The following is a 16,255-nucleotide window of genomic DNA, read 5'->3' as shown; positions in this document are numbered from 1 at the left end:
GACCTTGCTTCTGCGCCAGGTCGCACACGCAAAGCACGAAAGACGCGCTGTGCCGAGCGACGACATCGAACGATATACAGGGCACCTCACGTAAAATTTCAAATGGCGGTGTCTTGTGTGGCATGCAAAGCTACGCACGGATTACCGAAGCACAGCACCGTGACACAGACGCGATGCGCACAGTGTCTCGATACCGACAGCACACGGCAAAGGCTGGATGATGCGCATAACGCGACCAAAGCGCCGAATGCCACGCAGAATTCACAATGACGCGCGACACAACAAACGCCGACGCACAAAACAGCAAAGCAGACACTTTACATCCGCGCAGATAAAATTCGCCCGCCTCGCTTAGCTTGTCACGCCCGCAGGAGCTGTATAAGCTGTAGCGCAAGAAATCTCGAAAGCAAGCTTTAAATTCTATCTCTACGCAGCACTTCTCCGTGTCGAACACGCAAAAAAATACCGAGCGCGCGTTCTAAATTTTAAATTCCAAGCCCCAGCGTCTCTTTCACCACGCGGCAAAAATCCGCCAAAAACCACCCGAGCGCCTTGTAGTAGCTGCTTTTGGCGTTTATCTGCACGTGCGTAGCAAGCGCGGAAAAGCTCGGAATGATAAATTGCGCCAGATATAGCGTCAAAATTTTATGCGATTTCGCGTCCGTGTTTTGCTTAAAGATCATGGCAAGAAGTGCTAGCATATTGGCCGCGTGAGCGCTTTTAAGCTCCGTAAAAGGCTTTTTGAAGCGGCATTTTTCATAAAACAGCTCCACTTCGCTTTCGCTTATGAGTTTGAAAAAATCCATCTCAAACGCCTCTTTTAGCGCCTCAAAATCGCGCCCTAGCGCCGCGTAGTCCTCGCCCTGCACCTTTTGCCAAAGCTCATGGCCGTTTTTGTTCTCGATATTTTTATTTACGATGATCCAGTTTTTGCCCAAGCTGCGCAACTTCTGCTCGTCTATCACGCCTTTGAAATTCGTCGCGAAGATTATGCAGATCACCGAGTATAGCTCGCCTAATTTCATCTTTTTCCTTTAAATTTAATCAAATTTCGCTCGCTTTTTTCAGCTTTTCGATGCCGAATTTTTCCCAAATCCTGCTCAAAGATCGATCTAAGCTCTGCTGCTTTTTATCGATCTCGCCAAAAAGTAGCGAGCCGCCCGATCTGCCGCCAAAATTTGAAAGATTTAGCGCTACGTGGATTATCTGCGCGCCTTTTTTCACGTCGCAGAGCTCAAACAGCTCAAGCGCGGTCTCGCTCAGCAAGCTTAGACTAAACGCCCTATCCTGGCTGATCTGGTGCGAAAACTCCTCGCGCGATTTGTAGCGGATCTTTAGATCATACGTCGCGGGCTTTAGGCCCCTTGCGAGCACTTCGCCCGCCAAATGGCGCGCCAAAATTAAAATTTTACGCCGCAGCTCGTCCCGATCGGCGCACGGCGCGAAGCTACGCCCAAAGCCGATACTCTTGCGCTCGCGCTTTGAGACGACCTCGCCTTCATCTTCGCCGCTAAGGGCTGCGAAAATTTTCCTGCCGTTTGCGCCCATCTTTTCAAAAATTTCTCTGTGCCCTAGCGCGTCGCCGAAGGTTACGATACCGTATTTGCCGAGCGTTTTTTGCGCCGCTTTGCCGATGCCAAAAAATTTCGCTACCGGCACGGCGGATAGCTCGCGCGCGATTTGCGATTTTAAAATTTGCCGCACGCCGAAGGGCTTAGCAAGGCTCGTGGCGAGCTTTGCGATAAGCTTTGCTTCGCTAAGACCGACGCTGCACGGAAGGCTAAAGCGGCGCATAATTTCGCTCTGCAAAAACGCGGCAAAGCTCAGTGCGTCCGCGTCGTATGCCGTACCGCGTAAATTTAGAAAAAACTCGTCGATGCTAAATTTTTCGATCTCGGGCGTAAAGTTTAGTAAAAACTCATAAATTTCGCGTGAAGCTTTTCGGTATTCGCCGTGCTGCGAGCGCACCAAAATCAGCTGCGGGCAGAGTCCGAGCGCGATTTTAACGGGCTGCGCCGAATGCACGCCGTCCGCTCTGGCCTCGTAGCTCGCGCTTAAAATCACGCTACCAAGCTCGCTCTTGCCGCCGAAAATCTCCTCGTTGCCGCCTCCGACGACCGCGATCTTTTTGCCCGCAAGCGCGGGATCGGCGAGCCTCGCTACAGAGACGAAGAAGCTGTCCAAATCGATATGAGCTATCAAACTATGTCGATCCCAAAACCGCTAAGCCCGGCGTAGTCTTTCGGCTCGCTCTTGCTTAAAATTTTGATTTTTCTCACGCCCAGATGCGCTAAAATTTGCGCTCCGATGCCGAAGCTCTTAAAATCGGCGCGATTTTGCGCGGATTTTAGCATCAAAAGCACGCCGCCCTCTTTGCGTAAAACGTCCAGATCGCGCATAAAATCGTTAAATTTCGTATCGCTTAAAAATTCCAGATCGCTTGAAATTTTATGAAATTTCACGTTCGTCTGCGCGCTCTTTTCCAGCTCGCCGAAAATATATGCGCGGTGCTCGTTGCCCTCGTGATCGCTCACGTCGTAAAATTTCGCCGCCTCGCCGCACAGCACGCCTTCGCGCGGCTCGCTAAATTTAACGAGAGTTTCGTGTTTTAGGCGGTACTGCACGATCTGCGCGACCGAGATCATATTGATGCCGTGCTGCGCGCAGAATTTTTCCAGATCGTCCCTGCGCGCCATATCGCCGTCGTCTTTGACGATCTCGCAGATCACGGCGCTTTGCGAAAGCCCCGCCAAACGGCATAGATCCGTAGAGCCCTCGGTGTGCCCCGTGCGAGCGAGCACGCCGCCGCTTTTAGCAATGAGCGGGAAGATATGCCCAGGGCGGACGAAATCATCCGCGCGAGCGCCCACGCGCGACATCAGCTCGATCGTCATATTGCGCTCATACGCGCTTACGCCCGTCTTGGCGTCCTTTGCGTCGATCGTGACGGTAAAAGCGGTCTCGTGGCTGGAGGTGTTTTTATCGACCATCAAATTCAGATCTAGCTGCTGCGCAATCTGTGGGCTAAGCGCCACGCACAGCACTCCGCGAGCGTGCGTGATCGCAAAATTTACCTTCTGTGCGCTGCTAAAGGTGCTCGCAAACACCAAATCGCCTTCGTTCTCGCGATCGACGTCATCGACCATAACGAGCATCTTGCCGTTTTTCAGATCCTCGATCGCCTGCTCTACGCTGATCATTATCTCTCCTCATCAATAAAATCATCAAAAATTTATTTTAAAATTTGAGCTACTAAAACCTACATTAAATTTTTCCTTATATGTCTTAAATATAAACATACCCATACCCCCAGCATTCCACACCAAAAACTCAGCATGCCTTTTTTGCGCCTTTTCATAATCTTCAGGTCTTCCGTGGCCGTCACCAGCTTTATTTCGAACTTCACCTATACCGCTTATAATTGCACTCATACCGCCCAAAATCTGCTTGAAAGATTCTTCTTGGTATTTTTCTGGCGCAAAATCTAAAATTTCACTAACTTTTTTATATAGATCGTGCAAGCTACTATTCTTTTCATTAAAATCAATTTTTTGATCCTTTAAAATATACTTTAATATGCTTTCCAATAATGTCCTTGACGATGTTATGGCCCCTTCAGGATCACCAGATAATCTTTCTAGAGCTTTTTGCCATGTATCTTGTATATATCTATTATCAAAAGCTATATTTTCTTTTAAAATAGCGTTTATAGGATTAAATTCTTTGTCTATATATTCTTCTCTTTCTTTATAACCACGGTCTTTTTTTATAAAAGTATAAAAACTTTCAATATTTTCACAATGTTTTAAAAACCATGGCACAAGATTTTCTAACTCTGGTATGCCAAGAACCCTCTCTCTCGTATATTTATAGCCAATAAATCCTTCCCCTCTAGAAGCATTTTTTAACCCAATTTTTAAATGATTTATTAATCCCTCATTATCTAACTCCCTAATAATGCGGCGTTCGTTATTTTCTTCTTCACTAAAACACATTTTTTCTCCTTAAATTTAAAATATTATTTTATCGTTTCTATCGACGATAGTTTTGCGATCGCCCAGATTAATTTTAACCTAGTCGCCACTTAAAACTTTCACAAGTTCTGCCTCTTCGTAAAACATCAGCTTTAAAATTTCATTATCCTCATCATAGAGCAATCCCCATTGATTCTCTTTTTGACTTTAACATACCCCCCCCTTTTTTTTGCAATATATAACTTAATCGTATATATCAGATATAGCATCACCAAAATACGTACGTCATCATAGATATAAGGAATAATTTCTTTGCCGGCTTGATCTATAAAGCCCCATTTTTTATTCTTTTTTGCCGTAACTAAAATCATCTCAATCCTCCGTTTTAAATTTTGATTTCCGCGTAAGCAGATTTTAGCTTCTCGAAAAGCGGGGCGAAAGAAACGCCGTTTACGCGGACGTTTGCTATCGTCGTGATGAAATTTGTATCGCGCTGCCACCGCGGTACGAGATGATAGTGCACGTGCTCGGCTATGCCTGCACCCGCGGCGGCGCCGAGGTTCATGCCGATATTTACGCCGTTTGCGCCCAGCGTGCGCTTTAAAATCCCCACTCCGGCGCGCACGTAGCGGCTCATCTCCGCCCACGCATCGTCGCTAAGGCACTCGATATTATCTGCGTGCTCGTATGGTATTACCATAAACGCGCCCGGGCTATATGGGTAGAGGTTCATCACCCCAAAGCAGTGCTGCGCGCGAAAAAGTACGCCGTTGCGATCGTCAAACGCCGCATCCGCCGCCGCGTCGCAGAAGGGACAGCCGCTTCTTTTTTCGGTAAAATACTCGCTTCGCCAAGGGGCGCAAAGATAATCCATCTCTTTTCCTTTCCGAAATTCCAAAATTCTATGGAATTTTAAAATTTGCGTTTCGCAAAATTCTATGAAATTTGGAATTTAAAACTTCTAAATTTCATAAAATTTTAAATTTACGTAGCCCGCGCTTGCTCGCACGATGCGGAGCTATGCACGTGGCAGGGCGCGACATGCTTTGCAATCGCGGGGCGCTTCGGCGCAATGCGCACTCTGCGGATCAAAGCCCGCGGCGAGCATTAGTGCGCATTTGGCAGACACTCATCGCGCGGCAAACATAGCGTCTAAGTCCGCATCGCAGCCGTTTGCGCGGCGTGCGATAACAAGCTCGCGATGCCAAAGCGTAGCACGTACGCCTACGCGGCATACAATATCTAATCTACGCAGTCGTTTGCGCGGCGCATTATAATAAAACTTTGACGCACTCACAGGCGCGGTACGCGATGCCAAACCTGCGCTGCAATCACCATCGCAACACGTGGTAAAATTTAACGCGGTGCGGTCACGGCGCAGCTGTATTGCAGCTGCGGCTTAATCGCGTCGTATTGCAGGGTATCACAGCCCTGCTAAGCCCCTACACCGTCCGCTTTTGTGGTAGCTCGCTTTGCGCAGTTATCGCACGCGCAAGCTCCTCTGGGAGGCTTGATCGCGAGCTGTGATTAAATTTACGGCGCCATACAATCGCCAATACTGAGTTTGAGAGCGCGCGCTAGACATACAAGGCATTACGATAGACGCGCAATTCTCGGCGCTCAATGTTACAAGAGCAACCGCGCGCGAAGCTTCGCAAACGCAAGGCCAAATTTAAACCCGCGCTTTTTGCACCATCTCGTGATGCGACGGAAAGCCATACAAACGAAATGCATAAATTTAAACCTCACTCCGTAGCCGCTCGCACGGCGCGCAATAACAAACTCACGATGCCAAAGCGCAACGTGGAGGCTTACGCAGCATGCTATATTAAATTGCGCCGCCGCGCTAAATTTAAAGAGCCTTTAAATTTTAAAGTCCGCCGAATTTTACGAATTTTAAAATTTACTGCCTTAAAATTTCACTCCGTTCGCTAAATTTAACCGCTCGCTTCGGGTTTAAGCCTGCGCGATCAAACGGGCCAAATTTAAATTTTGCCGCCCGCGCCGAACTTTATCTCACGCAGTGCCGCGCCGACGTCATTTTGGCGCATAAAATGCTCGCCGATCAAAAACGCATCGACGCCCGCCTCGTGCAGGCTTTTAAGCTGCTCGTGCGAGTGCAGACCGCTTTCGGCGACGATGATCTTGCCGTTTGGAATCAGCGGGATCAGCCGCTCGCTCAGGCTCGTATCGACCTCGAAAGTCTCTAAATTTCGATGGTTGATGCCGACAATACCCGCACCTGCGAAGACCGCCTTTTTCAGATCGTCCTTATCGTGGATCTCGCACAGCGCCCGAAGCCCCAGCCTGCGGGCAAACTCGAGCAGCTCTCTTAGCTCCTTGCGCTCAAGCGCTTTGGCGATCAGCAGTATAAAATCCGCGCCGTAAACCAGCGCTTCGAGAACCTGATAACGATCAACGATGAAATCCTTGCGCAAGATGGGCGTGCGAGTGTAGCGGCGGATCTGCGGGATAAACTCCAAATCGCCTCTGAAATAATGCGGCTCGGTAAGCACCGAAAAGGCGCTCGCACCTGCATTTTCGTACTCCACCGCAAGGCTTAGCGGCTCAAAATCCTCGCGGATGACCCCCTTGCTCGGGCTTGCCTTTTTGATCTCGGCGATGATGCGCAGCGGATCCTTCTCGTCGCTTCTAAGCGCGCTTATGACGTCGCGCGGCTCGTAAGGATTGGCGCTTAGCGAGCGGCCGAGCAGATCCTCGGGCAGCCTTTCTTTGCGAAGCGCGAGATCCTCTCGAGTGCGTTTTAAAATTTCATCCAAAATCATCGCTACTGCTTTGGTGTCTGGATTTTAGAGCCGGTGGGCTCTTTCGACGTAGAATTTTGCTCTGGCATAAAATCCTGCCTCGATACGGAATTTTGTCTTGACGAGGCAGAATTCTGCGCGGCGGAATTTATAGGCGTCGCAAAATTTTCAGAAGCCGCGGAATTTGCAGACCCAGCAGAATTTTGCGAAGCGGAGTCTTTTGGCGTTAAATCACGCGTTGCAGCGGAGCTCGGACGTGCGGAATCTAACGCAGAGCTTTCGGGCGCCGTAGATTTTATGGAATTAGGCGAAGGAGTTTTTATTGCCGGGCTTTGCGGCGCCTGATCTTTCGGCGCGGAGCCTTTTATCGTAGTGGGATTTTGCGATATAGAATTCTGCGGCGCTACGCCTGTGCCCGCGGCGCACGCATCGATCGCCTCCAAATGCTCTTTGCCTTCGGGGGAATTAAAAAATTCTGCGTCTTTGATCTTAGCCATTTCATTTTTAGCCTTGTCGCACTCGCCAAGCTTGTAGTATCCCCAAGCAAGCGAGTCCAGATAATACGGCGAGTCGGGGTCTTTTTGCAGGGCGCGGCGGACGAGCTCGATGCCCTTGCGAACGTCCAAATCGTGATCTATTAAGATGTAGCCGTAGTAGTTTAGATGCACGGGGTCTTTAAGCTGCGGCGCGATATTTTCAAATTTTGCCACTACGCTAGATAGGGTTTTGGCGTCCACATTTTTGCCCGCACTTTCATATTCGTAGATCGCCTCGATCGCCAAAAAGTCGTAATTTTTGGTCTTCATAAACTCATCGCGTGCCATTTTAATCGCGGTTTTATAGTCTTTCTTATGCGCGTAGGCATCGATTAGAAGCTCGCGCTTGTAGTCGTATTTTTTCAAAAGCTCGATTATTTTATCAAAGTCGTTTGAGTAGTAATAAATCGCTATCATATCGTCCAAGAATTTATTATCCCCTTTGGCTTCATACAGCGCTTCATCGATCTTAGCGACATCCAAATAGCGCTTATTCGCGCGATACACATCAGCTAGCAGCTCGCACGCCATACCCTGGGCGCAGCCGTAGATGCGCCTATGCGTTTCGATGATGCGGATCGCTCCATCTGAATCATCGAGTTTATTTAGCAACACGTCGCATAATCTGATGAGATTTTCGTCGGTTTTGTCTAGCTCATAGGCTTTTTCGAAATAGGTTTTGGCTAAAGTAAAATTCTCCATCGCATAATATGTCGCTGCTAAGATCGCGTAACTACGCGAAACGGGATCTACGGTGACTAGCTTAAGAGCAGCAGTATTGGCATTTAGATTATCTTTAATGCCTAAGTAGTAGCCGATTTTTACTCGCAGATACTCAGAGTCTGAGCTTAGGCTCTTTTCGCCGAGCTTTAAATAGCGCGCCGTATTTTTACGATCTTTGATCGCAAAAGCAGTCTTTAGCGCCTCTAACAAATAAACGGACGAGCCCGTTTTATTGTATGCCTTTTCGTATAAAAACATCGATGCGACGGGATCTTTATGCAGTAGCTCCAAAGCTGTAAGCAAATCGAAATTTAACTCGGCGTCCTCTTGCGCTCGCATCGCGTGATTTAGCTTTTCTTTGGTTATACTTTTAGCGCTTACACCGCGATTTATCAAGCTCTTTTTAATTGCATCTTTTGCACCGTTTTTTGTGCCAATGCTGGAATTCTTATCAGACGCCTTTTTATCCGTAACGGACTGCTTCGCCGCTGCAGCATTCGTCCCACTTTCCGCACTTAGATACTGCGGCGCTAAAATCATCGCCGCGATTAAAATTCCGCTTAAAACCTTACCCCGATACATTCTTCCTCCAATTCTTTAGTATGCGTTTTAAAATATTCCCAAAACGGAAAGCTGCGGCACTGCTTCGGGCGCAGCTCGTAAATCCCGCAGTTGCGCTGCGCCTCGTCAAAAAATACGCACGCTAAGCCGCCTTCAAAGGGCTTTTCTTTTACGCTAAATTTAGCGCCTATTTTTTGTAAATAAATTTCTTTAATCCTTGCGGGCGAAATTTTAAATTTTACCGCCAGCGCCGCAATCTCGCTCTCATCTATCCAGATGTAGCCGCTCTCTCCCGTGCAGCACTTGCCGCCGCAGCGCTCACACGCGCTCGCATCAAAGCTAAAGCCAAACTCACTCATAATCCACGCTCGTTAAATCCGCGCTTTTGTAGATCGCGTGGGCTTGTGCGGTGCGCCTTCCGTGCGCGCTAGCATAGATTGGAAGGGCGATCTCACAGGGCGAGCGCGAGTTCTTACGAGCCTGCAAAAGCGCGAGCTTAGCGGGCTTTGAAATGTCAGGATAGACAAAACCAAGCCTCGTCAAATTTAGCCTAAACTCGCCCAAAAGCTCGCAAATTTTAGCTAGCTTACCCGCCTCGTAGCAAAAAATAAGTGTGCCGCCAGGCTTAAGATGAGCATTCGCAGATCGCACGAAATCCCGTAGACTAAGGCTTGCTGCGCTCTTACTAAGCGCCATATGAGGCTCTTTGCTAAGCGAAATGCGCTCGCGATAAAAGGGCGGATTTGAGACGATAAAGTCAAAACGCTTCTCGCTTTTAAATTCCGCAAAATCCGCGTGCAAAATCTCGGCAGACAGATCGTTTTGCAAAGAATTTAGCCTTAAGATTTCTAAATTTCGCTCTTGAATTTCTAGCAAGCTTAGATTGATGCTCTCAAAATCGCGTTTTAGCAAAAGCCCTAAAATTCCACATCCTGCGCCCACATCCAGCACGTCGCCGTATATCGCTCGCGGATTTAGAGCGCTTTTTAAACTACGCTCATCGAAAACTGCAAACCCGCCGTCACGCAAGCACTCTGCAGCAAAATCCTCGCGCACCTTGACGTCTTCAAATTTGCTCGCGAAATCTTTATCGTGCGTCTTTTGAGATTCTAAAGACTGCGCGATTTGCTCGTCACAAAATTTAAAATTTTCACCGCTTGCGATATCAGGCTTTAAAGCATGCCAGGCTTCGTCGTTTTGAAAATCGGAATTTTTACAGCGCTCGCTTTGAAATTTCTCCTGAAATTCCGCTTGAAATTTCATTTTAAATTCCGCCTTAAGTTCAGCGCAGCCCTTACTTCCAAAATCGCGATCATTCTCCGCGCTATGGTTAGCGGTATGCGACTCTTCTTCGCTAAAAGCGCAATCCTCGGCGCAAAATTCCGCTTCGCCGCCTGCGAAATCCGAAGCGCAAAACTGCGCATTAAAGCCCCCATCTGTCGCGTCTTTAAATTCCGCGCCACAGCCCAGCGCCCAAGAGCCATTTTGCGATGCTGCGTCAGCTTTACGCACGCCTGAGCTTCTTATAAAATTCCACAAAAAAATCGTATCGCTAGTGTAGCGATAACCCTTTTTTGGCTGATAAAGCCTCATCTGCGGATATTTTTGATGATGGTATGAGCGTGATTTATCGCCACTACGATCGATCCGCCGCTTCTGCTGATGAGATCTCCGCCGACGTAAAGCCCACTAGTGGCGGTCTGGAGATTTTCATCCACGATCGGCACGCCGTTTTCATCGTAAGCGATGCCGCATTTTTTAAGAAAATCAATCGGGCTCGTGCCGCCGATCGCGTATATCACGCGGTCAAACACGAGCTCGGTGCCATTATCAAATTTTACCAGCACCTTGCCGTTTTCATTCTCAAGAGCCTCTATATCGATGCCTAAGCGCAAGATGATGTTGCCGTATTTGGTCTCGCGCATTACGTCGCTTTCGTTCGTCTCGTTTAGGCGGGTAAATTTAGCCTTGCGATAGCAAAGCGTCACGACATTGGTCTTGCATAGCGCTATAGCGTATTCTGCAGCTGAGTTACCGCCTCCGACGACTAGAATTTTTTCATTGATCGTGCATTTATCAAGATTGAAATTTACGCGTTGCGTGATCGAAGGTGGAATTTTATAAGCGGGCTTATTAGGCTTGCCCATCCTACCAATTGCGACGATGACGTTGCGCGCGCGGTATCCAGCCGAGCTAGTCGTGATATAAAACTCATCTGCGTGCTTTTCGATCTTTTCGACCTCACTTTTGAAATTCGTATCGATTTCGTCGCTATCTAAGAGCTCGTCGAAATAATTTAGCACGCTCTCTTTTGTGCCGGTTTCAAACGAAATAGATCCGCGCGTCTCGCTGTCAAAGCCCTTATATTCTTTATCGACGCGCTTTTTATCTTTGTAAAACTGCCTAATCGTTTGAGAGTGGTTGTCGCCTTTTTCAAGCAGAAGCACATGCGCAAGCCCGTTTCTTTTGGCTTCTACTACGGAAGCGATGCCGCAAGGACCGCCACCGATCACCGCCAAGTCGTAAACGTCTATCATAAATTTCCTTTAATCTTTTAAATTTCATATGAAATTATAGTAAAAATTCCATTAAAATCAGTGGAATTTCCTAGCAATTTCGCAGCTTAAATTTAAAATTTTAATGCTTTAAGATGTTTGCTTGGCTAAATTTGAAAAGACATAATTTTCTCCGTTTAAATTTTAAATTTCAAGGCTCCAATCCGTTTATAAAAGCTCATGCGACAGAAGCGACAGAAGCGGCAGCAAGAGAGGCAGATTTTAAAATTTTACTTCGCCAAGATGGAATTTTGCGAGCTAAGATAAAGCGGTAAGGGCGGCAAATTTTAAAATTTCACCGCCCAGGCAGAAGTTTTTAATAGAAGCTTTAAGGCTAGTTAAAATTTAGCGTATACTTTATGCTAAAGTTAAATTCCATATCTTTCTCGACCTTTGGAAAGCTACCTTTGGTGCGCTCGACCGCGCTTAACGCGCCCTCATCAAGCGAATCGACATTAGAGGAAGACGTAACGCGAAGACCCTTAACATCGCCACTTGCCGTATAGGTAAAGTGCACGCCTACGACGCCGATTTTACGCATACGTTGCGCATTTTTAGGGTAGTGCGACTGCGCGTAGCGAGAAATGATGGCGAAAATTTTCTTGCCGACATCGCTATTGCTAGGATCTCCGCGGCTTGTTATAGCGTCGCTACCGCCACCTGCACTACTGGAGCCGCCGCCCCCGCCGCTACCCAGCGAAATAGGCTTTGTCGGGTCAAATTTAGCCGTTAAATTCCTATCGCTGCTTTGAACTTTATGCTCTTTTTTCGGCTTAGGTTTTTCGACCGGTTTTGGTTTTTCTACCGGCTTTGGCTTAGGCTTTTCGACCGGTTTTGGTTTTTCGACTACAGGCTCTGGTATAGGCTCCGGTTCAGGAATCGGCTCGGGCTCCGGTATTGGCTCCGGCTCAGGCGGAGTTGGTTCCGGTTCGGGCTCGGGCTCCGGCGGAGTGGGCTCTGGCTCAGGATCCGGTTCGGACTGATCGGAAGGAGGCGGGATATTGGGCTCATCGGAGATATCGCCCTGCTTGGCCTCATCCATTATGCTATCGATGGAAAAGGCTATCATATCGGGCATGCTAGGCGGCTTCGGTGCCGACGATAAAAGAGCAAAAACACCCGCAGCGATGATGCAATGCAGCACCAAAGATACGATGAAGCCTATTGCGCTATCTTTATTCATTGCTCTTTTTCGGTCACGATCGCAAATTTTTCATGGCCCGCCTTTTTTAGGACATCCATGATAGAAATGAAAGAGGCAAATTTCGAGTCTTTATCGTTTTTTAGCACGACAAGATCGTTTTTATCGAGAGCGGCAATTTTTTTCTCAAGCTCATCCTCGCTTATTGCAATATCGTCTAGGTAAATTTTAGATTCGCTATCCACTTTAATGGTAACTTTTTTATCCTCTTGCGGGTTTTGCGAGCTTGAAGAAGATGGAAGATTTACCTTAATATGCCCCTGCGCAATGAAAGTCGAGACACTAAGCACGATCGCTAACAGCACCAGCATAATGTCAATGAACGGGACGATATTTAGCCCGTCTCGTCTAGGAATGCTCATTTATTTAACCTCATCGTAGCGGTTTAGAAGCACATCTACCTTGCGAACAAAGCCATTGTAGATGATAAGCGTAGGCACGGCGACTACTAGACCCGTAGCCGTAGCTTTAAGGGCAAGCGAGAGACCTTGCATGATAGCCTTGGTATCGATACCGCTTGCAGTACTCATATCAAAAAATGTGATCATAATGCCGATGACAGTACCTAAAAGACCGATGTACGGAGCATTTGAATAAACAATATAAAGTGTCGTTAAATTTTTTGTCAGAGCCTCTTCATATAGCGCCTTGCTTTTGTAATCGCTAGCTTTAACCTTCGAATAAAAAAGCATCCTTTCGATAGTAAACCACACGACCAAAAAGCTCATAAATCCGAGGATCGCAAAGATAATGTAATCCACGTAATGCGCCAAAAATTCCATAATGCCCATAAATTCTCCTTAATAATTTTAAAAATTTTATAAATTTAGCAGATCCGTTTGCTAAAAAATGAGCGATTCTATCAAAAATAGATTTAATTTTTACTAAAATTTTGATGAGCGATATTTAAATTATATTTTATCATTTAGCTTTATTTAATGATAACAAAGCATTCGGAGATAAAATTGTAATGATTTTAAAATGTCTTGATAATTAATATAAAATAAAGGATTAATTTTATATTATTTGCCATTTTTTAATCTTACTTATCATTTAGGAGTTTCGTATGAAAAAATTTCATCTGGCTTTGTCTTTGTGCGCGGTTCTTTGCTTAAGCGCACAAGCAGACGAGAAATCAAGCGCTACGGACGCATCCAAAAGCAAGGATTCAAATACGCAAAGCCTGGGCGTAATCGAAGTTACTAGCGATTCTAGCACGCCTAGCACCGTGGATGATATCAAAATCAACACCCGCAACGCTACGCTCGTAAAAGACGTATTTCGCGACATTCCGGGCGTGTATGTGGGCGGCACCAACGGCATGAATCAAAAAATTTATATGCGCGGCGTGAGCGATCGCGGTCTAAATATCACGATTGACGGCGCGAAGCAAAACGGCAATACCTTTCATCACAACGCCGATTTACTAATCGATCCTGATCTTATCAAAGCCGTAGAGGTCGATGTAGGCGTGCGTTCGGTCGTGAACGGCTCGGACGCTTTGGGCGGCTCAGTTGCCTTCAGGACGGTAGACGCTTCTGACATGCTTGAGGACGGTCAGGATATCGGCGCCAAGCTCAAAGTGGGCTATACGAGCAATAACGAAGGCTATTCGCAAAGTGCGATGCTCTACGGCAAAGCGTTTGATAGCCTAGATATGCTTGCTGCGTTTAAGCACTACGGATACGGCTTCGGCGAATCGGGCAACGGCAAGCCTACGGGCGGCGACGGCACGATATAAATTATTTTGGCTCAAGATAAGCTAAGCGGATTCTCTCTTATCAATTTCAATAGTTTCTGATATAGGTTTTCCTGTGTAGTCTTAGTATTATATCTAAATTCACATTCCTTTAGATGAAGCAAGAAATTTTCTTTCTTTATCCCTTTAAATTTAGCTAGTCTATGTTTAGCATAACCCCAGAAGTTTTCTATACCGTTTATATGATTTTTATCGTTAGCAAATTAATTTTTAGAGTGCTTCGCTCTGTAGTGTGCTTTGGCTCCATAATCGACGAGTCCGTCATAAGTTTTCCAGTAATCATAATAAATAACGCTCTCGTCCAAATCGCTAAATTTGGGTAGTATGGGTATTAGCTCATTTGCAGAGCAGTTTTTAACTATCTGGGTATAGACTTTACCGTCCATGCTCATTCCAAATACCGGCTGCTTTCCGCTTGCGCCTCTGCCTCTTTTCTCCTTACTCTCTTAGATCCAAAGTAGCTTTCATCAATCTTTATCTCACCTGAAAACTTAGATATTTTTAACTTCGTTACGCTCGTTACTTTTCAAGGACATAGTTCTTATCGTAACTTTACTGCTCCTTTACATGAGTTCAAGTTAAAGATAGCCTAATGAAAAGCAGTAAAAGTATAAAATTTATTTTGCAAGCAAAATCCTCAAAACGATCAAATTTTTAGATGCTTTTATTGCGTTAAAATTTCTTATTGAATGCTCGCAATTATAAGCATATTTTGTCAGTTTTAAAATATAAAAGCTCATTTTATAGTATAATTTTCTCAAAAATACAAAAGGCCATTCATGCTTAAATATTTAGAGCTAGGCGTTTACGGCACGGATTTAAAGCCCTCGCATCCTTTTATTGGCTCGGCGATCAGGGGCACTTTCGGATACGCTCTTAGAAAGGCGAGTTGTCCTTTCGTAAGTGCAAACTGCGAGAAATGTGACATCTCCGGCGAATGTGTATATAGAGAATTTTTCGGAAATGTATCGGATACGCCAAATTTTAGGCTTTTAAGAGTGGCTTTTATCGTATCGCTTAGCAAAAGCTCAAAAAAATACGAAGGAAAGATCTTGAAGGAATACGAAACGTATTTCAATAAAATACAAAATGCTATGAGCTTGCCCTCCAAGCCGACGCGAATAGCGCTATTAAAAGCTTCTCCGAAAGTGGCTATATATTTTAAGGAGGGTATGAAGCTGTTTTTCCCAACTCAAAAATTTAAAAAGAAGCTTGAAGATGGCAGCATTATTTTTAGCATAGATTTTACTCAGGATATGGAGATATTGCCATTTATAAAAAAGTGGCTTCCGGATATCGAAATTTTAGAGCCAAAAGATCTAAGAGAAACCTTTAAAGAGCAATTAAAAGCGGCTCTTGATATATTAAGTGAGTAGAAAAGACACGCATTGTCACGCTAATAGCGAAACGAAATTTACTCCGAGTCTATTCACGCGCTACGAAGCGGTAAAATTTTAGAGGGTTTGATGAAATTTAGGACGTCGCCGCAATCTCATATAAAGATCGTGTGCCGTAAGCGGCAGTGGCAAGATCATAATGCTATACAGAGCGGATTTGCACGAGCATAAATTTATAGGCGAGTGATAAAATATAATTAAAATTTAACGCGAAATCTCATAAAAATTTCATTCGATAGATTTTTGCAAATAACGTGCCTGTAGTATTGTCTTGGACGAAAGCGGAGCCGAAAAGCTTCTAGGCGCAGGTGATATGCTAGTAAAACTAAGTGGTTCGCAGCCGCAGCATATATTTGCACCGTATTTAAGCAAAGGCGATATTAAACGGCTTTTAGAGCTAAAATAGATCGCTGATTTTGTCACAATATGCTAGGATAAAATAGCTAAAAGCCCTAAATCCTATATCGCAAAATTTATGTCGCTGCAAGAATTCTATAAATTCCATGGTTTAAATGCGCCGCGGAATTTCAGGCGGAATTTTGTTGCAGCGGTTACGGCGTAGTAGCGCGTAAATTTAAAGCTAAAACCTAAAATTTTGCAGCGATCTATACCTTAAGTCGGGCTTTAAATTTAATCCTGCCAGATATTTTCGTTTAATTTTAAACTTTTTACTATGGATAGAAAGAATAGAAGCTCGTGCTTGATAGACGCGGCGGGATCAAAGCCAAATACGCTGCGATCTACGCTAGGCTCGAAGCTATCGTGTCCCGTGCGGATGAAAATA

General features: G+C 45.8%; 17 protein-coding genes and 1 pseudogene. 3 read left to right on the top strand and 15 right to left on the bottom strand.

What is annotated here, in order from left to right; genetic code table 11:
- Positions 1-485 precede the first annotated feature (485 nt).
- The 6 genes from Q0413_RS06700 to Q0413_RS06675 form a co-directional block, all read right to left on the bottom strand.
- Positions 486-1,025 (bottom strand): hypothetical protein, encoded by a 540-nt coding sequence (locus Q0413_RS06700; protein ID WP_298988212.1) that lies wholly within the window; start codon positions 1,023-1,025, stop codon positions 486-488.
- Positions 1,026-1,044: 19 nt separating this feature from the next.
- Entirely contained in the window at positions 1,045-2,202 is a 1,158-nt protein-coding gene (locus Q0413_RS06695; RefSeq protein ID WP_298988210.1) for a DNA polymerase IV, read from the bottom strand.
- Positions 2,199-3,200: a bifunctional 3,4-dihydroxy-2-butanone 4-phosphate synthase/GTP cyclohydrolase II gene (locus Q0413_RS06690; RefSeq protein WP_298988208.1), complete on the bottom strand. Its 1,002-nt coding sequence runs from the start codon at positions 3,198-3,200 to the stop codon at positions 2,199-2,201. The genes Q0413_RS06695 and Q0413_RS06690 overlap by 4 nt, the downstream gene beginning before the upstream one ends.
- 24 nt (positions 3,201-3,224) lie before the next feature.
- Positions 3,225-3,995 carry an abortive infection family protein gene (locus Q0413_RS06685; RefSeq protein WP_298988207.1) on the bottom strand — a complete coding sequence of 257 codons (771 nt, stop codon included), beginning with the start codon at positions 3,993-3,995 and terminating at the stop codon, positions 3,225-3,227.
- A gap of 131 nt (positions 3,996-4,126) precedes the next feature.
- Positions 4,127-4,345 carry a WG repeat-containing protein gene (locus Q0413_RS06680; protein ID WP_298988205.1) on the bottom strand — a complete coding sequence of 73 codons (219 nt, stop codon included), beginning with the start codon at positions 4,343-4,345 and terminating at the stop codon, positions 4,127-4,129.
- Between the two features lie 14 nt (positions 4,346-4,359).
- Complete coding sequence (locus Q0413_RS06675) at positions 4,360-4,848, bottom strand: HIT domain-containing protein (RefSeq protein WP_298988203.1); 489 nt, start codon at positions 4,846-4,848, stop codon at positions 4,360-4,362.
- A gap of 512 nt (positions 4,849-5,360) precedes the next feature.
- On the opposite strand from Q0413_RS06675, the gene Q0413_RS06670 reads away from it, so the two are divergent.
- The gene (locus Q0413_RS06670) at positions 5,361-5,501 is read left to right on the top strand and encodes a hypothetical protein (RefSeq protein WP_298988201.1); all 141 of its coding nucleotides are present in this window, start codon (positions 5,361-5,363) and stop codon (positions 5,499-5,501) included.
- 458 nt (positions 5,502-5,959) lie between these two features.
- Here Q0413_RS06670 and trpC read toward each other — a convergent pair whose 3' ends face one another.
- The 8 genes from trpC to exbB form a co-directional block, all read right to left on the bottom strand.
- On the bottom strand, positions 5,960-6,760 hold the full coding sequence (gene trpC, locus Q0413_RS06665; RefSeq protein ID WP_298988199.1) for an indole-3-glycerol phosphate synthase TrpC: 801 nt from the start codon (positions 6,758-6,760) through the stop codon (positions 5,960-5,962).
- Between the two features lie 2 nt (positions 6,761-6,762).
- On the bottom strand, positions 6,763-8,580 hold the full coding sequence (locus Q0413_RS06660) for a hypothetical protein (protein WP_298988197.1): 1,818 nt from the start codon (positions 8,578-8,580) through the stop codon (positions 6,763-6,765).
- Positions 8,559-8,918, bottom strand: coding sequence for a YkgJ family cysteine cluster protein (locus tag Q0413_RS06655; RefSeq protein WP_298963037.1), 360 nt, complete (start codon positions 8,916-8,918; stop codon positions 8,559-8,561). Before Q0413_RS06655 ends, Q0413_RS06660 begins: the two co-directional genes overlap by 22 nt.
- Positions 8,911-10,152 (bottom strand): methyltransferase, encoded by a 1,242-nt coding sequence (locus Q0413_RS06650; RefSeq protein WP_298988195.1) that lies wholly within the window; start codon positions 10,150-10,152, stop codon positions 8,911-8,913. Before Q0413_RS06650 ends, Q0413_RS06655 begins: the two co-directional genes overlap by 8 nt.
- The gene (locus Q0413_RS06645; RefSeq protein WP_177389505.1) at positions 10,149-11,096 is read right to left on the bottom strand and encodes an NAD(P)-binding domain-containing protein; all 948 of its coding nucleotides are present in this window, start codon (positions 11,094-11,096) and stop codon (positions 10,149-10,151) included. The genes Q0413_RS06650 and Q0413_RS06645 overlap by 4 nt, the downstream gene beginning before the upstream one ends.
- A gap of 352 nt (positions 11,097-11,448) precedes the next feature.
- Entirely contained in the window at positions 11,449-12,297 is an 849-nt protein-coding gene (locus Q0413_RS06640; RefSeq protein ID WP_298988193.1) for an energy transducer TonB, read from the bottom strand.
- Entirely contained in the window at positions 12,294-12,677 is a 384-nt protein-coding gene (gene exbD / locus Q0413_RS06635) for a TonB system transport protein ExbD (RefSeq protein WP_298988192.1), read from the bottom strand. Before exbD ends, Q0413_RS06640 begins: the two co-directional genes overlap by 4 nt.
- Positions 12,678-13,097, bottom strand: coding sequence for a TonB-system energizer ExbB (gene exbB, locus Q0413_RS06630; RefSeq protein WP_297882895.1), 420 nt, complete (start codon positions 13,095-13,097; stop codon positions 12,678-12,680).
- 284 nt (positions 13,098-13,381) lie between these two features.
- Between exbB and Q0413_RS06625 the strand changes: the two genes are divergently transcribed.
- Positions 13,382-14,056, top strand: a complete 675-nt coding sequence (locus Q0413_RS06625; RefSeq protein ID WP_298988190.1) for a TonB-dependent receptor plug domain-containing protein — start codon at positions 13,382-13,384, stop codon at positions 14,054-14,056.
- 11 nt (positions 14,057-14,067) lie between these two features.
- Here the strand turns inward: Q0413_RS06625 and Q0413_RS06620 are convergent.
- Positions 14,068-14,573 (bottom strand): annotated as a pseudogene (locus Q0413_RS06620) (IS1595 family transposase); the annotation flags it as partial.
- A gap of 280 nt (positions 14,574-14,853) precedes the next feature.
- Between Q0413_RS06620 and Q0413_RS06615 the strand changes: the two are divergent.
- The gene (locus Q0413_RS06615) at positions 14,854-15,450 is read left to right on the top strand and encodes a WYL domain-containing protein (protein WP_298988188.1); all 597 of its coding nucleotides are present in this window, start codon (positions 14,854-14,856) and stop codon (positions 15,448-15,450) included.
- Positions 15,451-16,255: the final 805 nt, after the last annotated feature.

The sequence above is a fragment of the uncultured Campylobacter sp. genome, assembly GCF_938045465.1.
Classification (GTDB): Bacteria; Campylobacterota; Campylobacteria; order Campylobacterales; family Campylobacteraceae; genus Campylobacter_B.
The sequence above is the reverse complement of the archived record's forward strand: the minus strand, read 5'-3'. Positions and strand labels throughout refer to the sequence as shown.